Source organism: Paenarthrobacter nitroguajacolicus (assembly GCF_007786235.1).
Lineage (GTDB): Bacteria > Actinomycetota > Actinomycetes > Actinomycetales > Micrococcaceae > Arthrobacter > Arthrobacter nitroguajacolicus_A.
Window position 1 is genome coordinate 24956 of the sequence record NZ_VNFK01000014.1, and the last position, 18190, is coordinate 43145.

At 62.0% G+C, this 18190-nt stretch carries 19 protein-coding genes; 5 read left to right on the top strand and 14 right to left on the bottom strand.

Features of this window, described 5'->3' with window-relative positions:
• Positions 1 to 8: 8 nt before the first annotated feature.
• The 6 genes from FQP90_RS16465 to FQP90_RS16490 all read right to left on the bottom strand — a co-directional run bounded on the left by FQP90_RS16465 (position 9) and on the right by FQP90_RS16490 (position 6932).
• Entirely contained in the window at positions 9 to 392 is a 384-nt protein-coding gene (locus FQP90_RS16465) for a DUF4259 domain-containing protein (RefSeq protein ID WP_167510507.1), read from the bottom strand.
• 149 nt (positions 393 to 541) lie between these two features.
• Positions 542 to 979 carry a hypothetical protein gene (locus tag FQP90_RS16470; RefSeq protein ID WP_144652155.1) on the bottom strand — a complete coding sequence of 146 codons (438 nt, stop codon included), beginning with the start codon at positions 977 to 979 and terminating at the stop codon, positions 542 to 544.
• 203 nt (positions 980 to 1182) lie between these two features.
• A complete protein-coding gene (locus tag FQP90_RS16475; RefSeq protein ID WP_144652156.1) occupies positions 1183 to 2049 on the bottom strand; it encodes a trypsin-like serine peptidase in 867 nt (288 codons plus the stop codon).
• 187 nt (positions 2050 to 2236) lie between these two features.
• The gene (gene pheT, locus FQP90_RS16480) at positions 2237 to 4780 is read right to left on the bottom strand and encodes a phenylalanine--tRNA ligase subunit beta (RefSeq protein WP_144652157.1); all 2544 of its coding nucleotides are present in this window, start codon (positions 4778 to 4780) and stop codon (positions 2237 to 2239) included.
• 2 nt (positions 4781 to 4782) lie between these two features.
• Positions 4783 to 5844 carry a phenylalanine--tRNA ligase subunit alpha gene (gene pheS, locus FQP90_RS16485; protein WP_144652158.1) on the bottom strand — a complete coding sequence of 354 codons (1062 nt, stop codon included), beginning with the start codon at positions 5842 to 5844 and terminating at the stop codon, positions 4783 to 4785.
• A gap of 182 nt (positions 5845 to 6026) precedes the next feature.
• Complete coding sequence (locus FQP90_RS16490; protein ID WP_144652159.1) at positions 6027 to 6932, bottom strand: LppM family (lipo)protein; 906 nt, start codon at positions 6930 to 6932, stop codon at positions 6027 to 6029.
• Positions 6933 to 7033: 101 nt separating this feature from the next.
• Here FQP90_RS16490 and FQP90_RS16495 point away from each other — a divergent pair, with 101 nt between their 5' ends.
• Positions 7034 to 7477, top strand: coding sequence for a hypothetical protein (locus FQP90_RS16495; protein ID WP_144652160.1), 444 nt, complete (start codon positions 7034 to 7036; stop codon positions 7475 to 7477).
• Positions 7478 to 7479: 2 nt separating this feature from the next.
• Complete coding sequence (locus FQP90_RS16500; protein WP_144652161.1) at positions 7480 to 8109, top strand: SIMPL domain-containing protein; 630 nt, start codon at positions 7480 to 7482, stop codon at positions 8107 to 8109.
• Here FQP90_RS16500 and pcp read toward each other — a convergent pair.
• Positions 8106 to 8747, bottom strand: coding sequence for a pyroglutamyl-peptidase I (gene pcp, locus FQP90_RS16505; RefSeq protein ID WP_144652162.1), 642 nt, complete (start codon positions 8745 to 8747; stop codon positions 8106 to 8108). The two genes, FQP90_RS16500 and pcp, sit on opposite strands and share 4 nt — an antisense overlap.
• 91 nt (positions 8748 to 8838) lie before the next feature.
• Between pcp and FQP90_RS16510 the strand changes: the two genes are divergently transcribed.
• Positions 8839 to 9930 (top strand): Rv2578c family radical SAM protein, encoded by a 1092-nt coding sequence (locus FQP90_RS16510; protein WP_144652163.1) that lies wholly within the window; start codon positions 8839 to 8841, stop codon positions 9928 to 9930.
• Between the two features lie 117 nt (positions 9931 to 10047).
• Here the strand turns inward: FQP90_RS16510 and FQP90_RS16515 are convergent, their stop codons facing one another.
• Positions 10048 to 10482, bottom strand: a complete 435-nt coding sequence (locus tag FQP90_RS16515; protein ID WP_144652164.1) for a (deoxy)nucleoside triphosphate pyrophosphohydrolase — start codon at positions 10480 to 10482, stop codon at positions 10048 to 10050.
• 134 nt (positions 10483 to 10616) lie between these two features.
• Here FQP90_RS16515 and FQP90_RS16520 point away from each other — a divergent pair, with 134 nt between their 5' ends.
• Positions 10617 to 11825 carry an MFS transporter gene (locus tag FQP90_RS16520; RefSeq protein ID WP_144652165.1) on the top strand — a complete coding sequence of 403 codons (1209 nt, stop codon included), beginning with the start codon at positions 10617 to 10619 and terminating at the stop codon, positions 11823 to 11825.
• A 71-nt stretch (positions 11826 to 11896) separates the two neighbouring features.
• Here FQP90_RS16520 and FQP90_RS16525 read toward each other — a convergent pair whose 3' ends face one another.
• The 5 genes from FQP90_RS16525 to infC form a co-directional block, all read right to left on the bottom strand.
• Entirely contained in the window at positions 11897 to 12820 is a 924-nt protein-coding gene (locus FQP90_RS16525) for a cation diffusion facilitator family transporter (RefSeq protein WP_144652166.1), read from the bottom strand.
• Positions 12821 to 12920: 100 nt separating this feature from the next.
• A complete protein-coding gene (locus tag FQP90_RS16530) occupies positions 12921 to 13832 on the bottom strand; it encodes a TrmH family RNA methyltransferase (protein ID WP_144652167.1) in 912 nt (303 codons plus the stop codon).
• A gap of 26 nt (positions 13833 to 13858) precedes the next feature.
• Complete coding sequence (gene rplT, locus FQP90_RS16535) at positions 13859 to 14533, bottom strand: 50S ribosomal protein L20, sunset domain variant (RefSeq protein ID WP_144652168.1); 675 nt, start codon at positions 14531 to 14533, stop codon at positions 13859 to 13861.
• A 119-nt stretch (positions 14534 to 14652) separates the two neighbouring features.
• Positions 14653 to 14847: a 50S ribosomal protein L35 gene (gene rpmI / locus FQP90_RS16540; protein WP_011774324.1), complete on the bottom strand. Its 195-nt coding sequence runs from the start codon at positions 14845 to 14847 to the stop codon at positions 14653 to 14655.
• Between the two features lie 117 nt (positions 14848 to 14964).
• Positions 14965 to 15972 (bottom strand): translation initiation factor IF-3, encoded by a 1008-nt coding sequence (infC, locus tag FQP90_RS16545; protein ID WP_244296809.1) that lies wholly within the window; start codon positions 15970 to 15972, stop codon positions 14965 to 14967.
• Positions 15973 to 16368: 396 nt separating this feature from the next.
• Here infC and FQP90_RS16550 point away from each other — a divergent pair, with 396 nt between their 5' ends.
• Positions 16369 to 16767: a DUF1844 domain-containing protein gene (locus FQP90_RS16550; RefSeq protein WP_144652170.1), complete on the top strand. Its 399-nt coding sequence runs from the start codon at positions 16369 to 16371 to the stop codon at positions 16765 to 16767.
• Between the two features lie 81 nt (positions 16768 to 16848).
• Here FQP90_RS16550 and FQP90_RS16555 read toward each other — a convergent pair whose 3' ends face one another.
• Positions 16849 to 18153 carry an MFS transporter gene (locus FQP90_RS16555; RefSeq protein ID WP_144652171.1) on the bottom strand — a complete coding sequence of 435 codons (1305 nt, stop codon included), beginning with the start codon at positions 18151 to 18153 and terminating at the stop codon, positions 16849 to 16851.
• Positions 18154 to 18190: the final 37 nt, after the last annotated feature.

The following is an 18190-nucleotide window of genomic DNA, read 5'->3' on the forward strand; positions in this document are numbered from 1 at the left end:
TCGGCCGATCAGCGCAACAGGCCCTGAATACGCGCCAGGTTAGCGAGCCACGCCACGTAGTCTTCGTCGTCTTCCCCGAGATCCGCCCAGACGTCGTGGCCGTCGACCTCCGGATCGTCGATGATCGCCTGGATCGCCTGTGCAGCAGCTAGGTTCAGGGCAACCGGAGGCGCCTGTTGGCCAGCAGCCCAGTCAATGACATCCGGATGGACGTCAGTTTCCGCTTTGCCGCTGAGCAGCAGCAGAAGCGCGCCCGCGGCTACGACGCTCTCAGTCGAGCCGCTGTCCAGCGTCTCCTCGATGAACGGCCACACCTCAGGGGCTTCCTGCAGATCACCGAACCAGTCGAGAGCCTCGTCGTTGCCGAAACTACTCGTAGACCAAGCACCCATCTCAAACTCCCCCATACGTTGTGTTCATCAGTCCTGTAAATCACTTACGCTGCGTACTGCGACCTGGACAGTCAATAGTGAATCACATCCGCCGGGTCCAGCCCCAGCGACGAAACGACGCGTGACATGGGCTCAACTTTCTTTCGCGACTAAACAGGTTCCCGGGGCTGTTGCAGGTCCTCAAAGCTGTGTTCACCTGGACGCCAGACCATCCATGTACGATCCTCGAAGCCCATGAGCTGAGCGATCTCGACATGGACCTCCTCGATCGTCGGGTGAATCATCACAGTCCCGGTGTCCAGCTCAATGCGGATGCCTAAACCTGTTGCCTCGCTGGTAGAGATCACAGTCCCTGGGGTCAGACGGCGTAGTGCGTCCGCGTAGCCAAGATCCGGCTCACGCCATGAACGACCGGCTGATTCCACAAATGGCCAGACATAACTGTTGAGCACGATCGGACCGTCGGCATGTGGGTCTCCATCGAAACGCAGCTGCACGTAGTCGTTGAGTACGAATTCGACCGAGTACATCCTGACCCCAATTAGCCGCGACAGCAGTTCGTTGGGCACGTATGAGGGTGCTGCCATATCTTGCTCCTCTGTGCGATTGAACGTCTCCGAGTCAATGTGAAAGTGAGAACCAGCGGGCAAAGCGTTGAACCCGAAGCCCGCCGCTCACCGCGGGAGGCCGAGGTCCCCAGCGAAACTGCAACCCAAGTCAAGCATGGACACGTGTTCCCCGCAGCAAGGAATGCTGCGGGGAACAGTGTTCGTGAGTTAACTCACCAGCGCTACTTCACCGAGGTCAGGTAGTTCGCAAGGGTGGGGGTAATGCGGGTGCCCGAGTTGGAGCTGCCGCCGTTGGTGTGGATGGCGACGATGGTGTTGGAGCTGTTATAGACAGGGGCGCCACTCTGGCCGCCGAAGGTGTCCATCTTGTAGTAGACCTTTTCGGTGGTGGTGCTCTCAATGGGCCCGGTCATGGACCACATAGTGCCGAACGCCTTGTCGCCCGGGTAGCCACGGACCGTTGTGCTGGTTCCATTCAGGCTGGCCGTGGTGCCGGTGTAGTTAAGCCATCCCGTGGTGTTGCCGATGGTGCAGTCGAGCTTGATGACACCCCAGTCGGCGTTGGTGTTGGCGGAGTCGATCCACCGCTGGTCCGTGAAGATCTTCGTTGCCCCGCACGTGCCGTAGGGGTCAGTTGATCCGTTGCGCCCAGGAGCTACTTTGACGCCCCAGGAGTAGTCGGCTTCCGATCCGGTGCCGCCCTCGTGCACGCAGTGGCCAGCGGTCAATACGGTGTCATCCGAGATCAGGGCGCCGGAGCAGATGTAGCCGCCGTTGAATTCAATTTGCACGATGGAGCGGTTGGGCGCCGCCGTGGTGTTGGTGATCCTGACGCGGCCATCAGCACCGATGACTGAATCCGTGGAGGCGCCACCGTTCTTGATGGGTGCGGAGATGGTGTATTTGTCGGCCAGCGGGGATGCGGCGGAGCCGGACGTCTGCGCCTTGTCCACAGTGTGCGATACAGGTTGGACCTCAGCCGCGGTTGCTTGTGGCGTCGACTCTGACGCGACTGCGGCTCCACCAAGCGAAGACGTCAGGGCCATAACTGCTGCCCCCACAAGCAAAGCAACGTTCTGCTTCTTCATGAGTACCTTTCGAGGGACGGCTCAAAGAGAACCGTGCGAGTGATGTGATACACATGTTTCACATGGGCATGACAAAACTGTCATACAGATGTGAATACTCTGTCAAGATGATGGGAGTGCAATCTCAATAAAAGAAGATCCCCGGAACCAAGGCAGTTCCGGGGACCTTCGTCGTTCACGTCAAGTATTAGCGCTGGACAGCTCCGAAGCGCTCCGTGGCAACAGCAACTGCTGCCGCACGGGCTTCAGAAGCCTCGTCAGCAGTCAGCGTGCGGTCGTCTGCACGGAAACGCAAGCCGAAAGCCAGCGACTTCTTACCTTCTTCGATCCCCGGACCCACGTAGACATCGAACAGCGAGACGTCTTCGAGAAGGACTCCCGCACCTTCGCGGAGTGCAGCCAGAACGTGGTCGGCTGGTACATCCTGCGGGACAACCAACGCAACGTCCTGCGTCGCCACCGGGAATCCGGAGATGTGTTTGGCGACGATGACGTCAGCCGCCGCGTCAAACAACGCTTCAACGTTGACCTCGAGTGCTACTGAACGGGCCGGCATATCGTGGGCGGCAAGGAGCTTCGGGTGCAGCTCGCCGGCATAACCCACCACGTCGCCGTTCCGGAGAGCCAGCTGTGCCGCGCGTCCCGGGTGGAACGCTTGGTGACTGCCTTGGCTGATGACCAGCTCAACGCCCAAAACATCGGCCATGAGGCGGGCAATGTCCAGCGCATCGGCCCAATCCCAGGCACGCGGCGTATGCGTCGCGGCTGCCGGCGAATCATGGCCGGTCAGTACCGCGGCGATGTGCAGCGGCTGGTGAGGGACGCCGTCGTACAGTCCATCAAGAACCTCATCGGAAGGCTTGATGCCCAACGGAGGAATGGACTCCGTGCCCAGCTTGTCGCCCGGGAGGAAGACAGAGCCTGCCTCGTAGACCGCGAGGTCTCGGAATCCTCGCGAGTGGTTACGGCGGACTACCTCAATGAGGCCCGGCAGGATGGACGTACGGAGGTAGCCGTGTTCCTCACTGATGGGGTTGGCGAGCTTCAACGCCGGACGGGGAGCGCCCTCCTCCGCCACTCCGAAGGTATCGTTGGCAGCCTTCGTGACGAACGGGTAGGACAGCACCTCGGTGAGTCCCGCGTCAGCCAGCGCCTGGACAACGCGGCGCTTCTGCTGCTGGCTGCGGCTCAGGCCACGGCCGGGAGGCGCCACGGGCAGGGTCGCCGGGATGTTGTCGTAACCCACCAGGCGGGCGATTTCCTCGGAGAGGTCTTCCTTGGTTTCGAGGTCGTTGCGCCAGCTCGGAGCAGTTACCAAGTACCCGGAAGCAGTTTTTTCCACGGTCGCGCCCAGATCCACCAAGGACGTGGTGATCTGCTCTTCAGAGAAGTCGATGCCGATACGGGCGGCCGCGAAATCTGCGGGCAGTTCAATGGTCACGGCGTCAGGGGCGGTTCCGACGTCAGTCCCGGTCTCGTCCGCCGTGCCTCCGGCGAGTTCCACCAGGAGGTCAACCACGCGCTGGGCAGCAATGTTGGCCACGTGCCAGTCAACGCCGCGTTCGAAGCGCTTGGACGCCTCGGACGGCAGCTTGTGGCGGCGACGGGAGCGCGCAATGGACACTTCGTCGAAGTGCGCGGCTTCCACCAGGATGTTCGTGGTGGAGTCTGACACCTCAGTGTGCGCACCACCCATCACGCCGGCGATGCCGATCGCGCCCGAGTCGTCGGTGATCAGCAGGTCCTCGACGTCGAGCGTACGCTCCTTGTCGTCAAGGGTGGTGATCTTCTCCCCCGCGACGGCACGTCGGACCACAATGTCGCCCGAAAGCTTGTCGAGGTCGTAGCAGTGGTTCGGCTGGCCGAGCTCCAGCATCACGTAGTTGGAAATATCAACCGGCAGGGAGATAGAGCGGACACCAGCCAGGCGCAGGCGCGAGGACATCCACGGTGGGGTGGGGCGGGATGCATCCACGCCACGGACGGTGCGGGCCACGAAGCGGTCGCAGCCCGGCTTGCCATAAATGGGAGCATCGTCATTCAGCTTGATCCCGTATCCGCCCTGAAGGGAAGCCGGTGCGGTGACCTTCGACGCCGGATCAACAAAAAGCGTTCCGGTGGCGTGGGCGTATTCGCGGGCAACACCACGGATGGAGAACGCATAACCGCGGTCCGGGGTGACATTGATTTCCGCGGCCTGGTCGTACAGGCCCAGCAGTTCCATTGCGTCCGTGCCGATTTCCGGGTCCAAGCCGATGCGGGACAGGACCAGGATGCCGTCGTGGTCGTCGCCGATACCAAGCTCACGCACGGAAGCGATCATTCCTGCGGACAGGTGCCCGTAGGTCTTCCGGGCCGAGATCTGGAAGTTTCCGGGCAGGACAGCTCCCGGCAACGTCACTACAACCTTGTCGCCCTCAACAAAGTTGTGGGCGCCGCAGATGATGCCCTGTACACCGGAAGGGTCGATGCCCTCGCCGGTGAGGGTCTGCTCCTGCCCCTCGGGAACGACGCGGACCTGGCACCAGTTGATGGTCTTGCCGTTGGTCTGCGGTTCCTTGACCAGGCTCAAGACCTGTCCAACCACAACAGGACCCGTCAGTTCGTCGGTGGGACGGTGGACTCCTTCTTCTTCGAAGCCAACCTTAACCAGGTCCGCCATGACGTCTTCGGCCGTAGCTTCGGCCGGAACCTGCGCGAATTCGCGCAGCCATGAAAGTGGGATACGCACTGTTAGATCTCCATCCCGAAGTGCTCGCTGAAACGTACATCGCCTTCGATCATGTCGCGCATGTCGCCAACCTCGTTGCGGAACATGAGCGTGCGCTCAATGCCCATGCCGAAGGCAAAACCTGAATAGATGTCCGGATCGATGCCCGCTGCCCGGAGCACGTTGGGGTTGACCATGCCGCAGCCTCCCCACTCGATCCAGCGGGGACCACCCTTGGCACCCGGGTGCCAAATGTCCAGTTCCGCGGACGGCTCGGTGAACGGGAAGTAGTTGGGACGCAACCGGATGGAAGCTTCGTCGCCGAACATTTGGCGGGCGAAGTGCTCCAACGTGCCGCGCAGGTCAGCCATGCTGAGGTTCTTGTCGATTGCGAGACCCTCGAACTGGTGGAATACGGGCGTGTGCGTGGCATCGAGTTCATCGGTGCGGAACACCTTGCCCGGGCACAGCACATAGATGGGCACTTCGCGTTCCAGCATGGAACGGACCTGTACCGGTGACGTGTGCGTGCGCATCAGCAGGTGCGCTTCGGGCGGTTCGACGAAGAAGGTGTCCTGCATTTCGCGTGCAGGGTGGTCCGGCTTGAAGTTCAGGGCGTCGAAGTTAAACCACTCGGACTCCACTTCCGGGCCTTCGGCGATTTCCCAACCCATGCCAACAAAGATGTCCGAAACGCGGTCCTGCAACGTGGACAGCGGGTGGCGCGCCCCGGCACGGCGACGACGCGGGCCTGCCGTGACGTCGACCGTTTCCTCGATGAGGATGCGGGCGTCGTTCTCAGCCTCAAGAACCTCGGTCCGGGCTGCGAGCGCCTGGTTGACCTTGCCTCTGGAAGACCCCATGAGCTTGCCTGCGGCAGCCTTGTGCTCCTTGGCGAGGCCACCGATCTCACGGTTGGCAAGGCTCAGGGGCGACTTCTCGCCGGTGTGTGCGAGGCGGACAGCCTTGAGTTCTTCAAGGGAGGAAGCAGCCGCAATCGCGGCAATGGCGTCCTCGACGGCGGCGGTGATGGCGGCTTCATCCAGCGGATTCGGGATGGCAGCGCCTGGCAAAGTGTCAGTCATCTACTGTTCTTAGCTACGAGTCGGGAGCGGCCGGCAAGGCAGGCCTGCAAAACGAAAGGGCAGTGCTCGCCGCGGACGGCAGGCACTACCCTTCAGTCTAGTTGAACCTCACTGGCGCGATTTAACCCACCAGGGCGGGTCCCGCTATGTGGAATGACGACGGCGGCGCGTCGCCTTTCACTTCAGGCGCCCGATGCCGGCGGTGCCGTGGGCGGCGGGGGTACCTGGCCGTCGTCGTGCGCTTGTCCGGGTTGCTGCGCAGACGGCTGGGGCGGCACGTAACCCGTCTGTGGTGGCGCGTAACCCGGCTGCGGCGGCACGTAACCCTGCTGTTGTGGCGAGTAGCCGGAGTGTTCCGGGTTGTAGCCCGGCTGGCCGTATGGTGCGGCCCCTGCGAGCGCCGTGGCCTGCTGGGCTGACCTCTTGCGCAGCAGCACGAACAGGAGGACCAGAGCGGCGGCAACCACCAGCACTGCTACCAGGATCCAGATGATCCACATCGGGATTCCGGCGTTGGCTTCGGCTTTGGCTTGGACGGCTGACTCTTTGATGGAAAGCATGTCGAACGTTGCTGTGTTCCCGTCCACGGTGGCGCCCTTGGCTTCGACCACCTTGCCCGGGAAGGTGAACTTGACTATGGCTTCGTCGAACATTGACTTCGCCATGCTGGATGCCTGCGGGTCGCTGCTGTCCGCTCCTGTCACGCCGCCCATCGAGAGGACGTAGAAGTCGCCTTCCTTCTTGAGTTCAAAGGGGTTCTCGGAGCTGGATGATTCAGCAAGCTTGGCAGGATCAAGGTTGGCGGCACTGATCCGCTTGCCCTTGTACTTTTCGTCCTCGTAGTCCACGACGGTGGCACCTTCAGGGATGTCCATCTCCTGGCTGCCGCTGCCGCTGCCGTTTGACTCCATGAATTCGTCAAAGGACTTGTCGCCGAGTACCGACTTTTGGATCGCGTAGACAACTTCGTAGTCCACGCTTTTCTCGTTGTTGACCTTGACGGACATGTTGAGCTTCACGCAGCCGGTCAAAGCCACCATGACAGCAATCAGGACACCCACGACGCCCACGGCGCGTTTAATGTTCATTGTGTTTTTCCCCCATTCATTTCCCCTGCACCGGTGAGTGCTCGAACAGCGTATCCCCGCCGCTCATGCCGTGCCATACACGACGGGTCTAGCATGGCTTCATGACCCCCGCGCAGCGCCTCAGGCAGATCGCCAACGTCGTGAACCTGTCCACGCCGTTGGGACTTGCTGTGGCCGCGGCGTCCGGAACCACCCTGTCCCGCGGTCCACGTGGTCTCCTGATAGCAGCGGGGTATGGCTGGAAACTCCCCCACGCTGGAGCATTCACGCTGGGGAACGTCATCCTGTACCGGGCGCACCACGGCGTCGCGGGAACGAACACCGTACTCCTGGGGCATGAGGAGCGGCACAGCACCCAGTACGCGTACTGCCTGGGGCTTCCGTTCCTTGCCCTCTACGGTGTCGCCGCCGGATGGTCCATGCTGAGGAGCGGCAATCCAAGCTCGAAGAATTTCTTCGAACGCCAGGCTGGCCTCGCTGCGGGCGGCTATATCGACACCCACAATCGGCCGGACGGACCTGTCGGCCAGCGAAATGAGGCCTAAGCATGAAGCGAACCATCACCGTCACAGGGACCGCGAGCGCCAAGGCTGTTCCGGACCTGGTTACCCTCACGCTCGGAGTGGAAACCCGCAGGGACACCGCCTCTAAAGCCTATGACGACGCCGGCAAGGCGGCCGGCGCTGTCGCGGCCAGTTTGCGGGAGGCCGGCGTGCAGGACGCCGACCTTCGCACGAGTGGCCTGAACCTCCGGGCCGATCTGGTCTGGGTGGAGGGGCAGGGGCAGAAAGTTGTGGCGTACGTGGCCTCCACTAATCTGCACGTAGGAATCCGTTCCCACGAGGATGCTCCCGCCGCCATCGCCGCCGCGGTTGCGGCCGGTGGGGACGACATCAGGATCAATGGCATCGAGCAGGGATTCGCAGATGCTTCTACAGTCACCGCACAGGCGCAGGAAGCGGCATGGCAGGATGCCTTGGCTCGCGCCGAACAATACGCGTCACTGGCGTCCGCCCGCCTTGGAACCGTAGTTTCCATCTCCCAGCAGCAAGTGCACAGCGCACCCATCCCCCTGGGCGGGATGGTCAGGGCTTCCTACGCTGCCGAGTCCGCCCCTGTTGAGGCCGGGGAGTCATCAGTTTCGGCAAGCGTCAGCGTCGAGTGGGAACTTCTCTAGTGAATGGCTCCGGCGGATATTTTGATGTCGCCCTGGTGCTGCATGGACGTCCGAACAACGACGCCGATGCCTTCCGACATTGATTCCAAGGACATGGAGGGGGCAATGCTGCCTTCCGGGATCTGTTCCGGCAGGTAGGGAACGTGCACGAACCCGCCGCGTATGCCCGCCCTGGAATTGAGCGAATGCATCAGCGCGTAGAAGATGTGATTGCAGACGTAGGTGCCGGCAGACTGCGATACTTCGCCTTTGATTCCGGCGATCTGGAGGTTTCTGAGCGCGGCCTTGATCGGCAGGCTGGAGAAGTACGCGGCAGGACCGCCCGGAACGACCTCCTCATCGACGGGGCGTTGACCCCTATTGTCCGGGATCCGAGCGTCGTCACAGTTGATGGCCACACGTTCCAACGACACGCGTTCACGGCCACCCGCCAACCCAACGCAGACAACAATGTCCGGATCGAGACGGTCCACGGCTTCCATCAGAACGGCCGCCGACTCACCGAAAACGCACGGCAACTCCACGGCTTCAACTGTGAAGCCCTCGGCTCGGAGAATCTCCTGCGCCCTGCTCACGGCGAGCCATGAAGGATTGATATCCGCCTCGCCAAAAGGTTCGAAGCCGGTCAGCAGAATCATGGGACAACCTTAGCAAGGCCCTAACCCAGGTTATTCGGAGCGCGCCTTCGGGGCCTTGACAATCGTTCGAACATACATTCGAATGGAGTCCATGAGATGGGACGCACAAGCACTTTCACCCACGCGTGGACCAGCGTCGGATATCAGCGACACCGAAGCTCCGGGCCCTGCCCCGGCCCTGGATGCTTTGTTGCCGCTTTCCGGACTTGTGCGTTCCATCTCGACACCCGAATTCTCCGGAGTCACCTTCCATGAGGTCACCGCAAAGTCAGTGCTCAATAAGGTGCCTTCCGGTTCAAACATGCCGTTCGAGTGGACGGTCAATCCCTATCGCGGCTGCAGCCACGCCTGCGTCTACTGTTTTGCCCGCAAGAGCCACACGTACCTGGAATTCGATGCCGGAAGGGACTTTGATTCCCAGGTCGTAGTGAAGATCAATGCTGCCGAGGTACTGCGCAAGGAACTCGCCAAGCCGTCTTGGGAACGGCCCCAGGTGGCTCTGGGCACCAACACGGACCCCTATCAACGCGCAGAAGGTCGCTATGCCCTTATGCCCGGAATCATCCGGGCCCTGGCCGATTCAGGCACCCCGTTCTCCATCCTGACCAAGGGCACGTTGTTGGCACGGGACATCCCGCTGCTCAAGCACGCGGCAACCCAGGTTCCCGTGGACCTCGGCATCTCACTGGCCATGACCAACCAGGACCTCGCAGAACTCATCGAGCCGGGCACGCCCTCCCCCAAAGCCCGCCTGAAGCTCATAGCCCGCCTGCGCGACGCGGGCTTGGGATGCGGCGTCATGGCGATGCCGATCCTGCCGTGGCTCACTGATTCAGATGAGGCCCTCGACTCGTTGTTCTTTGAGCTGACGAAGGCAGGCGCCACAGGAGTCACAGCTGGCGCCCTTTATCTCAAGCCCGGAACGCGCGAGTGGTACATGAAGTGGCTGGCCGCCGAACACCCGGAATTGGTGGGCAGGTACCGCAGGCTCTACGGCCAAGGCTCCTACGCTTCCAAGGAATATCGCATCTGGCTGTCCGGCCGGATCAGCCACTTCAAGGCGAAATACGGATTCACGGGGACATCGGGTTTTAGCCACCGGAATGCCCGCCCCGCGGCTTCTTCGGGAGAACCAGCCGTGGGCGCATCCTCCGCCCTCCCGGGACAACAGACACTTTTCTAGGGTGAATCCGCCCCGCGGGGTGGCCGGCGTGCAAAAGGAGGGACCGCCGTCGGGCAGTCCCTCCTCAGTCATAGGTGGCTGGGAAGCCACCATTTAATTCATGGAGGTGTCCCGTTCTTACGCGGGAGCGGCTACCCGATCAAGCAAGGCCCGGACAATCGGGAGGTCCGCCGGAATCCACGGAAGGTTGAGAGCTTCGTTACAGTCAACCAAGGACACCCACCGCAGTTCGTCATGATCCTCCAGCGGCCGCGGCTCCCCTGCCGTCAACTCCGCGAACCAAACCCGCATTGAGGCACGATCATTCAGTGTCCACCCCGTGGTATTGCCAGACTCAAGCTCCGGTCCAAGACGCACTTCAACACCCAACTCTTCCGCCAGCTCCCGGTGCAGGGCGTCCTCAGCCATCTCTCCGGCCTCGACCTTGCCGCCGGGAAATTCCCACATCCCCGCGAACTGGGGTGGTGCCGTGCGGCGGGCGGCAAGCAGGCGGGTGGGCGCGTCCAAGGAGTCGACGACGGCGGCGCCCACGACGTTGATGAGTGCAGTCACCTCAACAGTCTATGGCTGTTCCATCAATGGGCATCGTCACATAGCGACGCCAAGTCGCGAAGACGGGACTAAACTTGTTAGCGGATTTTCTCCGTATTCCCCAGCCCATCAGGCGCCCCTCAAGAAGCAGGCTTATGACTACCACTATGTCCCCACCCGCTACTGCGAAAGCAGCACAACGCCACCTTGGCCTCGCCATCCTGGCACTGGCCACGGGCGGGTTTGCCATCGGTACCACCGAGTTCGCCATGATGGGTCTGCTGAAGGAAATCGAGGAAGGTCTGGGCATCAGCACGCCGGAGGCCGGTAACCTCATCTCGGCCTATGCCCTGGGTGTTGTCGTTGGCGCGCCGATCTTTGCGGCCTTCGGAGCCAAGCTTCCCAAGAAGCACCTCGCCTTGGGCCTCATGCTGTTCCTGTCAGTTGCCAACCTGACATCCTTCATTGCTCCGGACTACGGCTTCATGTTGCTGTCCCGTTTCGCATCCGGCCTTCCCCACGGCGCTTTCTTCGGAGTGGCGGCGGTCATCGCAGCGGGCCTGGTGGCGCCTACCAAGCGAGGTTGGGCCATCTCCATGGTGATGGCCGGCCTCACAGTGTCGAACGTCATCGGAGTGCCTTTGGCAACCTGGGTGGGGCAGACCTTTGGTTGGCGGCTGCTTTTCGTGATTGTCGGCGCCATCGGGTTGCTGACTGTTGCCATGGTCTGGAAGTTCGTCCCCTTTCAAGCTGCCCACCCCGATGCCAGCATCCGGCGGGAACTTGGCGCACTGAAGCGGCTGCAGGTGTGGCTTGCCCTGCTGATCGGCATCATCGGCTTCGGCGGGTTCTTTGCCGTCTACACGTACATCGCCCACACCATGACGTCCGTGGCGGGCATCCCTGAAAGCCTCATTCCTGCCGTGGTGGCCTTGTATGGACTGGGCATGGTGGTGGGCAACATCATCGGCGGACGCATCGCCGACAAATCAGTCATGGGCACCATCTACTGGGTCATGCCGGGCATTGCCGCCGCCTTGGTGGTCTACGCCATAGCGGCCCACTGGGCATGGGCCGCCTTTGTCATGGCGTTTGTGGTGGGCGGTGTCGGTTCCATGCTGACACCGGCACTGCAGACCCGTTTGCTGGACGCTGCACCCGGAGCCGCATCCTTGGCTTCATCGCTTAACCACTCCGCCCTCAACATCGCCAACGCCCTGGGCGCCTTCCTCGGTGGCACCGTCATCGCCTGGGGTTGGGGCTACGTGGCTCCCGCGCTCGTGGGCGCTGTCCTGGCCATCCTCGGTCTCGGCGTAGCCATCCTCAGCGGCGCACTCGAACGCAAGAGGCCTTTGGCCAGCTGAAACAACAGCGGCTAAAACGTTGAAGGGCTCCGCTTTCGCGGAGCCCTTCATCTTTTTACAGACGTTTACATCTAGGCCTGCGCTTGAACCCGCTCAATGTCGGGTTCAAGATAGATGACCCGCGCCATGGGAACAGCCGCGCGGATCCGCTGCTCGGCGTCGTCGATCCCCTTGGCGATCTCCTCGCCCGTCTCGGAGGCACCCATGGAAATCTTCGCTGCAACCAGAAGTTCTTCCGGTCCGAGGTGAAGGGTCTTCAGGTGGATGATGCGGGTGCCATCCGCTTCCAAAGCGTCGGTAATGCGCTGCACGTCCTCCTTGGTGGCGGACTCCCCGAGCAACAGGGACTTGGTTTCCAACGCGAGAACCACTGCGATGGCTACCAGGAGCAGACCGATCATGGCGGTACCAAGCGCATCCCAGACTCCGTCACCGGTGATGAGGGTCATGCTGACGCCGAAGAGTGCAAACACCAGGCCCAAGAGGGCGCCGAAGTCTTCCAGCAGAATGACAGGCAGCTCCGGCTGCTTGGCGTTGCGGACAAACTTGACCCACGACTGCTTGCCGCGGACATGGTTCGACTCGATGATCGCAGTACGGAAGGAGAAAGACTCGGCGATGATGGCGCCCACCAGTACAGCCAGCGGGACCCACCAGAACGCGCCCTCGATGCCGTGCGGGTGCTGAAACTTCTCCCACGCCTCGTACAGGGCAAACAGTCCACCAACACTGAACAGAACAATCGAGACAATAAACGCGTAAATGTACCGCTCACGGCCATAGCCAAAGGGGTGCTCCGGGCTGGCGGCACGCTTGGCACGCTTGCCACCTACCAGCAGCAGTATCTGGTTGCCGGAGTCTGCCACCGAGTGGATGGCCTCGGCAAGCATGGACGATGACGCCGTCAGGAAGAACGCAACGAACTTCAGTACTGCGATGGTCAAGTTGGCGGCGAGAGCCGCCACGATCGCTTTGGTACCGCCACTAGCAGCCACGAAAGCTTCACCTCTTCGGGTTCGGGAAAGTACGGAATTGGCCAAGAAGAGTCGTCATCGTCTGATCTTGCAAGCAATACCGTACCCGGCGGGGCGCTGTTTACGCATTCCCCACTCTGGAGCCCTGCTGGGAACGCGCGCTGGCGTAGAGGCACACCGTTGCCGCCGTCCCCAGGTTAAGGCTCTCAGCCGCTCCGTAAACAGGGACGGCAACCCGATGATCAGCGAGGGCAAGTTCAGCGTCCGACAACCCCTGGGCTTCGTTGCCAAACAGCCACGCCGTCGGCGCCTCCAAGGCGTAGTCAGATGCTACGGACTCGTTGCCCAGCCTCCTGGCCGCATTCTCGTCCTGGAGCTTGTCCAGGTTGACAGTTCCGTACCCATCGGCCGCCAGGATCCCGATTCCGAGCTCCCTGCAGCGTGCTACCAGCTCGTCGACCTCGGCGCCCAGGACTACTGGCAGGTGGAACAGGGAACCGGCGGTGGAGCGAACAGCCTTGGGGTTGTAAATATCCACACTCGAGCCTGTCAGCACCACGGCATCAGCGCCGGCAGCATCTGCGGCACGGAGCACAGTACCGGCGTTGCCGGGGTCCCGCACTTGGCACATGACCGCCAGAAGGCGTGGACCGGCGTCGAGCACTGAATCAAGGCTGACATCCACAAAACTGCAAACAGCCACAATGCCTTGTGGGTTCACGGTGTCCGCCATGGCGGACAAGACTTCGTCACTGGCGATCCTCAGCAGCGTTTCCTGCGCGAGGTCGGCGAGTTCGGGGAGACGGTCAAGGCACGCCTCACTGGCAAAAACTTCATGCACGACGGCGGCACCGCCTGCCGCGGTGCGCTCACGGTGGAGGGTCAACGCCTCGCGCACCGCCTGCGGACCTTCTGCAAGGAAACGTCCGCGCTTTAAACGCGCCGGGCGCCCGGCAAGCTTGGCGACATCCCTCACCCGATCTGCTCGGGGGTTGGTCATCGGAAAGTCTTGCGGGCGCCCGGTTTCGTTCATATAAAGAACTTTAGTGGCAGTTGCTACTAGTTCTTGATCTGCTGGCGGGCTTCGCCGCCGGCCGGCTCGAAACCGGCAGCCTTTGCAGCCTCAACGGTGGAGAACCAGTATTCAGCAGCGGTGGTGTTGTACCAGGTGGAACCCGGTACGTGGTACTTCTTGGACTCGGCGTTGCCCTTGATGGCATAGCCTTCCGGAGCCTCGTCACCGTCAGCGGCAACTGCGCCGTCGATGGCCGGCTTCTCGGAAACGACGGCCTTGACTGCCGTAGCAGTGGCGGCAGCCGGAGCAACCTTTGCAGCCTTGGGAGCAGCAACCTGGGCCTTTGCCGGAGCAGAGGTGTCAGCCGGAAGGGCAGCCTTTGCAATGTTCACCAGAGCGGCGAAAGCGTTGGCGTCGGATACGGCGAGTTCGGCCAGCATGCGGCGGTCAACCTCAACCTCAGCGGCCTTGAGGCCCTGGATCAAACGGTTGTAGGTGAGGCCGTTGGCGCGGGATGCAGCGTTGATGCGCTGGATCCAGAGGCGACGGAAGTCACCCTTCTTCTTGCGGCGGTCGCCGTAGCTGTACACAAACGAGTGCAGCAGCTGCTCTTTGGCCTTGCGGTACAAGCGCGAACGCTGACCGCGGTAACCCTTTGCGCGTTCGAGGACAACCCGGCGCTTCTTGTGGGCGTTTACCGCCCGCTTCACACGTGCCACGTGCGTACTCCTTCAGAAATCTTTATCCCAAGCTGCTACTACCGGATACCCGGCCGGCCTGAGAAGGCTTTTGGTGTAGTCGGTCCCTGCCGGATGGCAGTAACCAAAGAACTTGGAACTTAGACGCCGAGCATCTTCTTGATGACCTTGGCATCGCCCTTGAAGACGAGCTTGTCGCCGGCGAGGCGACGGGTCAGCCTGGAGGACTTGTGCTCCAGGTAGTGACGACGGTTGGCCTGCTGACGCTTCAGCTTGCCGGTACCGGTCAGCTTGAAGCGCTTCTTAGCACCGCTGTGGGTCTTCATCTTCGGCATGGGAACCGATCTCCTTACGTATCCACGGACGAATCCGCGATTCTATCGCGCAGCCGGCCTACGAGGGCCGGCGTGCTGGTTGCTTGCCGGTGGAGGCCAGGCCTCCGCGGCGTTGAACTAGTTGGTCTTGCGTGTTGCAGGCTTCGGCGTGGCCTTGGGGGCAGCAGGCCGGGCTGCCGGCTTCGGAGCTGACGGCTTGGCAACAGGCTTCGGAGCCGCAGGTACTGCGGGCTTCGGAGCTGCCGGAACCACGGGCTTGGGAGCTGCCACCGGAGCCGCCTTGGCAGCCGGGGCCTTCGCGGCCGGTGCTGTCTTGGCAGCCGGGGCTTCCTCAACCACGGGTGCTTCTTCGACAACCGGAGCTTCCTCAACCACGGGTGCTTCTTCAGCCACCGGAGCTTCCTCAACCACGGGTGCTTCTTCGACAACCGGAGCTTCCTCAACCACGGGTGCTTCTTCAGCCACCGGAGCTTCAACAGTTTCCTGCTTGGTCTCCTCTTCGGTGACCTTGAAGCCCTCGGGAAGAAGATCGGCCAGGCTCTGCGTCAGCGGTGCCTGCTCCCCCGTGGTGTCCACGCGTCCGGCAGCCTTGGCCTCATTCTGGGCCTTGGCTTCTGCACGCTGGCTGGCACGGCGGGCTTCAGCCTTGGCTTCTGCCTTGTTCTTCAGCGGGCCGATCACCATGACCATGTTGCGGCCGTCGATGCGCGGGCTGGACTCGATGATGCCCACCTCGGCAACGTCTTCCGCGAAGCGTTGCAGCAAGCGGATGCCCATCTCTGGACGCTGCTGCTCACGGCCACGGAACTGGATCATGGCCTTGACCTTGTCACCGGCACCGAGGAAGCGAAGTGCGTGTCCGCGCTTGGTTTCGTAGTCGTGCTTGTCGATCTTGAGGCGGAAGCGAATTTCCTTCAGAACCGTGTTGGTCTGGTTCTTCCGTGCTTCACGAGCCTTGACGGCGGCCTCGTACTTGTACTTGCCGAAGTCCATCAACTTGCAAACAGGAGGCTTAGCCTGCGGGGCAACTTCAACGAGATCGAGATCGGACTCGGCAGCAAGACGCAGGGCGTCCTCGATGCGGACAATTCCTACCTGTTCGCCGGCAGGGCCGACCAGCCGCACCTCGGGGACGCGGATACGCTCATTGATTCTTGGCTCGCTAATGTTAAAGCTCCTGTGGTTGTGGTGATGTCACCGGCAAATAGAGAAGGCCCCCAATTGCTGGTGCAATCGAAGGCCTCGAAGATCGGCTGTACTCCCCTGCGGGAAGTACGCACCCTCGGGGGCTAAGCCACCGAACGTGTCCGACCAAGTACCCGGCAACCTCTTGTCCCAGAAGGGAATCCTGTCCCCCGAAGGGAAACGGCTGACGCGGGTGGGAGAGAACTCCGCTTGCAAACTGAAAGTCAATTCTACAGAAACAACCCGCCAAACGCACATTGCGTGCGGCGGGATCATGGACTGCGGATGTTAACCCTGAATAACGACTTCCAGTCGGTCTGTGACAAGCTTACCAGTATGAGCACTGAAGACAGCAATTCCCGCAACTCCTATGGCGAAAGCGCCGCCCCCGCCGCTGATGCCGGGGTGTCCCAGCAGATCCGCGACATCGCTGAGGTTCCGGCCGTGGAGGTCATTACCACCGGCGCCGTTCACCTCATGAGTGCGGCCGCCGTCAAAGTTGGCCTGGCCGATGACCCCAACGCCGAAGACCTCAAGGACCTGGATGAGGCCCGCAAACTGATCACCGCCCTCGCTGGCTTGGTATCCGCGGCGGCCCCGGAAATCGGCTCGCAGCACGCCGGCCCGTTGCGCGATGGCCTGCGTTCCCTCCAGCTTGCCTTCCGTGAAGCATCACTGATTCCTGACGCCCCGGGCAAGGGCCCGGGCGAAAAGTTCACCGGACCAGTGAATTAGCCCAACAGCCACAAGATTCAACGACGGCGGGCTCGACCATCTCTGGTCGGCCCGCCGTCGTCGTCTGATTGGTTTGGCGTCCTAGACGCGCGCGGAGCGGCGGCGCATGGACGAGAGGATGAGTCCCGCAACGCAGAGTGCGACCCCGGCGATTCCAACGGCCGCAAACCCGCCCGAAGGGCCCACCGTGTCGATGAACACCCCGGCGAGGGGCGCGCCCAGCGCAACTCCCGCGGTGAGTGCGGATCCGTACCAACCCATAGCCTCACCCCGACGCTCCTCGTCCACCAGATCAGCCACCATCTCCGAAGAAGCCGACAGAACGGGCGCGCACAACAAGCCAGGCAAGAGAGACAGGAAAGCCAAAGTCCAAGTGTCTTGGGCAAAGCCCATCGGAATGGTCAGGGCTGCCATGCCGAGGAGCAAGAGCATGGGCGAGATCGAGCGCTTCATGGAGCCGTAGATCAGGCCACCGACAACGGAAGCCGCGCACCAGAAGAAGAACACGATGCCGATTTCATTCTCATGCCCGCCACGCTCCAGCAATCCGACGATGCTGACGTCCGAACCACTCAGCACCATCCCGGATCCGGCGGCCACCGCAAACAGTGCCGCAACAGAGACCGTGAACCAGGTGAAGTTGCTGGCAACCCGACTGCGGATCGGCGCCTTGCGTGCGGTTGCGGACACCATCTCCGAAGCAGCCTCCTGAACATGCGCCGGCGCCGAGGCCACCATGGCAGCTTCCGCAGCGGCAAGGTCGGCTGCGGCCCGGTTGGCCGACTCTTCCGGCGTGCACGACCCTTCACTTCGAGTGGGCGGGTTGAACCACATGAGGAACAAACCGGCCACGGAAACTGATATCCCCACTGCCGTGAGGCCAATTGCCGAGAACCCACTGGTAGCGACGATGGCGCCCACAGCTGGGCCGATCATGAACACAAGCTCGGTGGCGATCGAATCGAGGGCAAAGGCTGAACGACGCTGCTCGCCGTCCACCATGACACCCAACGACTGGCGGACAACGCTGAAAATCGGCAGCGTGAAGAGGCCACCGACGAACACCAAAGGCAAGAGCCACTCGTACGAAACGTGAGGAACGATCGACCAGATGACGGTTTCGGAGACCACCGATGGGATCAAGGCCTTCCTCAGGCCCACCATATCCACGCGGCGGCCACGCCAAGGGGCGCCCAGGGCGATGCCAATGGTCATCACCGCGGCTGCTGCACCCGCGGCAGCGTACCCTTGGCCCAAGGTCAGGACGATGTGCAAGGTGAGGAGCACGCCGGCCGCCGAGTGCGGGATTCGTGCAATCATGCCCACCACCAGCAGACGCCGGACAGGGCGGATGGACAGCATCTCTTTGTAGAGAGCGAAGTTCACTGGCTAAATCCTCTTGTTCCCCAGGGCAGCCCCGGGG

What these genes read in the sequence shown, in the direction of transcription:
- FQP90_RS16465 (WP_167510507.1), bottom strand. Translation starts at nt 392, where the DNA reads ATGGGTGCTTGGTCTACGAGTAGTTTCGGCAACGACGAGGCTCTCGAC.
- FQP90_RS16470 (WP_144652155.1), bottom strand. Translation starts at nt 979, where the DNA reads ATGGCAGCACCCTCATACGTGCCCAACGAACTGCTGTCGCGGCTAATT.
- FQP90_RS16475 (WP_144652156.1), bottom strand. Translation starts at nt 2,049, where the DNA reads ATGAAGAAGCAGAACGTTGCTTTGCTTGTGGGGGCAGCAGTTATGGCC.
- pheS (WP_144652158.1), bottom strand. Translation starts at nt 5,844, where the DNA reads ATGACTGACACTTTGCCAGGCGCTGCCATCCCGAATCCGCTGGATGAA.
- FQP90_RS16490 (WP_144652159.1), bottom strand. Translation starts at nt 6,932, where the DNA reads ATGAACATTAAACGCGCCGTGGGCGTCGTGGGTGTCCTGATTGCTGTC.
- FQP90_RS16495 (WP_144652160.1), top strand. Translation starts at nt 7,034, where the DNA reads ATGACCCCCGCGCAGCGCCTCAGGCAGATCGCCAACGTCGTGAACCTG.
- FQP90_RS16500 (WP_144652161.1), top strand. Translation starts at nt 7,480, where the DNA reads ATGAAGCGAACCATCACCGTCACAGGGACCGCGAGCGCCAAGGCTGTT.
- pcp (WP_144652162.1), bottom strand. Translation starts at nt 8,747, where the DNA reads ATGATTCTGCTGACCGGCTTCGAACCTTTTGGCGAGGCGGATATCAAT.
- FQP90_RS16510 (WP_144652163.1), top strand. Translation starts at nt 8,839, where the DNA reads ATGAGATGGGACGCACAAGCACTTTCACCCACGCGTGGACCAGCGTCG.
- FQP90_RS16520 (WP_144652165.1), top strand. Translation starts at nt 10,617, where the DNA reads ATGACTACCACTATGTCCCCACCCGCTACTGCGAAAGCAGCACAACGC.
- FQP90_RS16530 (WP_144652167.1), bottom strand. Translation starts at nt 13,832, where the DNA reads ATGAACGAAACCGGGCGCCCGCAAGACTTTCCGATGACCAACCCCCGA.
- rpmI (WP_011774324.1), bottom strand. Translation starts at nt 14,847, where the DNA reads ATGCCGAAGATGAAGACCCACAGCGGTGCTAAGAAGCGCTTCAAGCTG.
- FQP90_RS16550 (WP_144652170.1), top strand. Translation starts at nt 16,369, where the DNA reads ATGAGCACTGAAGACAGCAATTCCCGCAACTCCTATGGCGAAAGCGCC.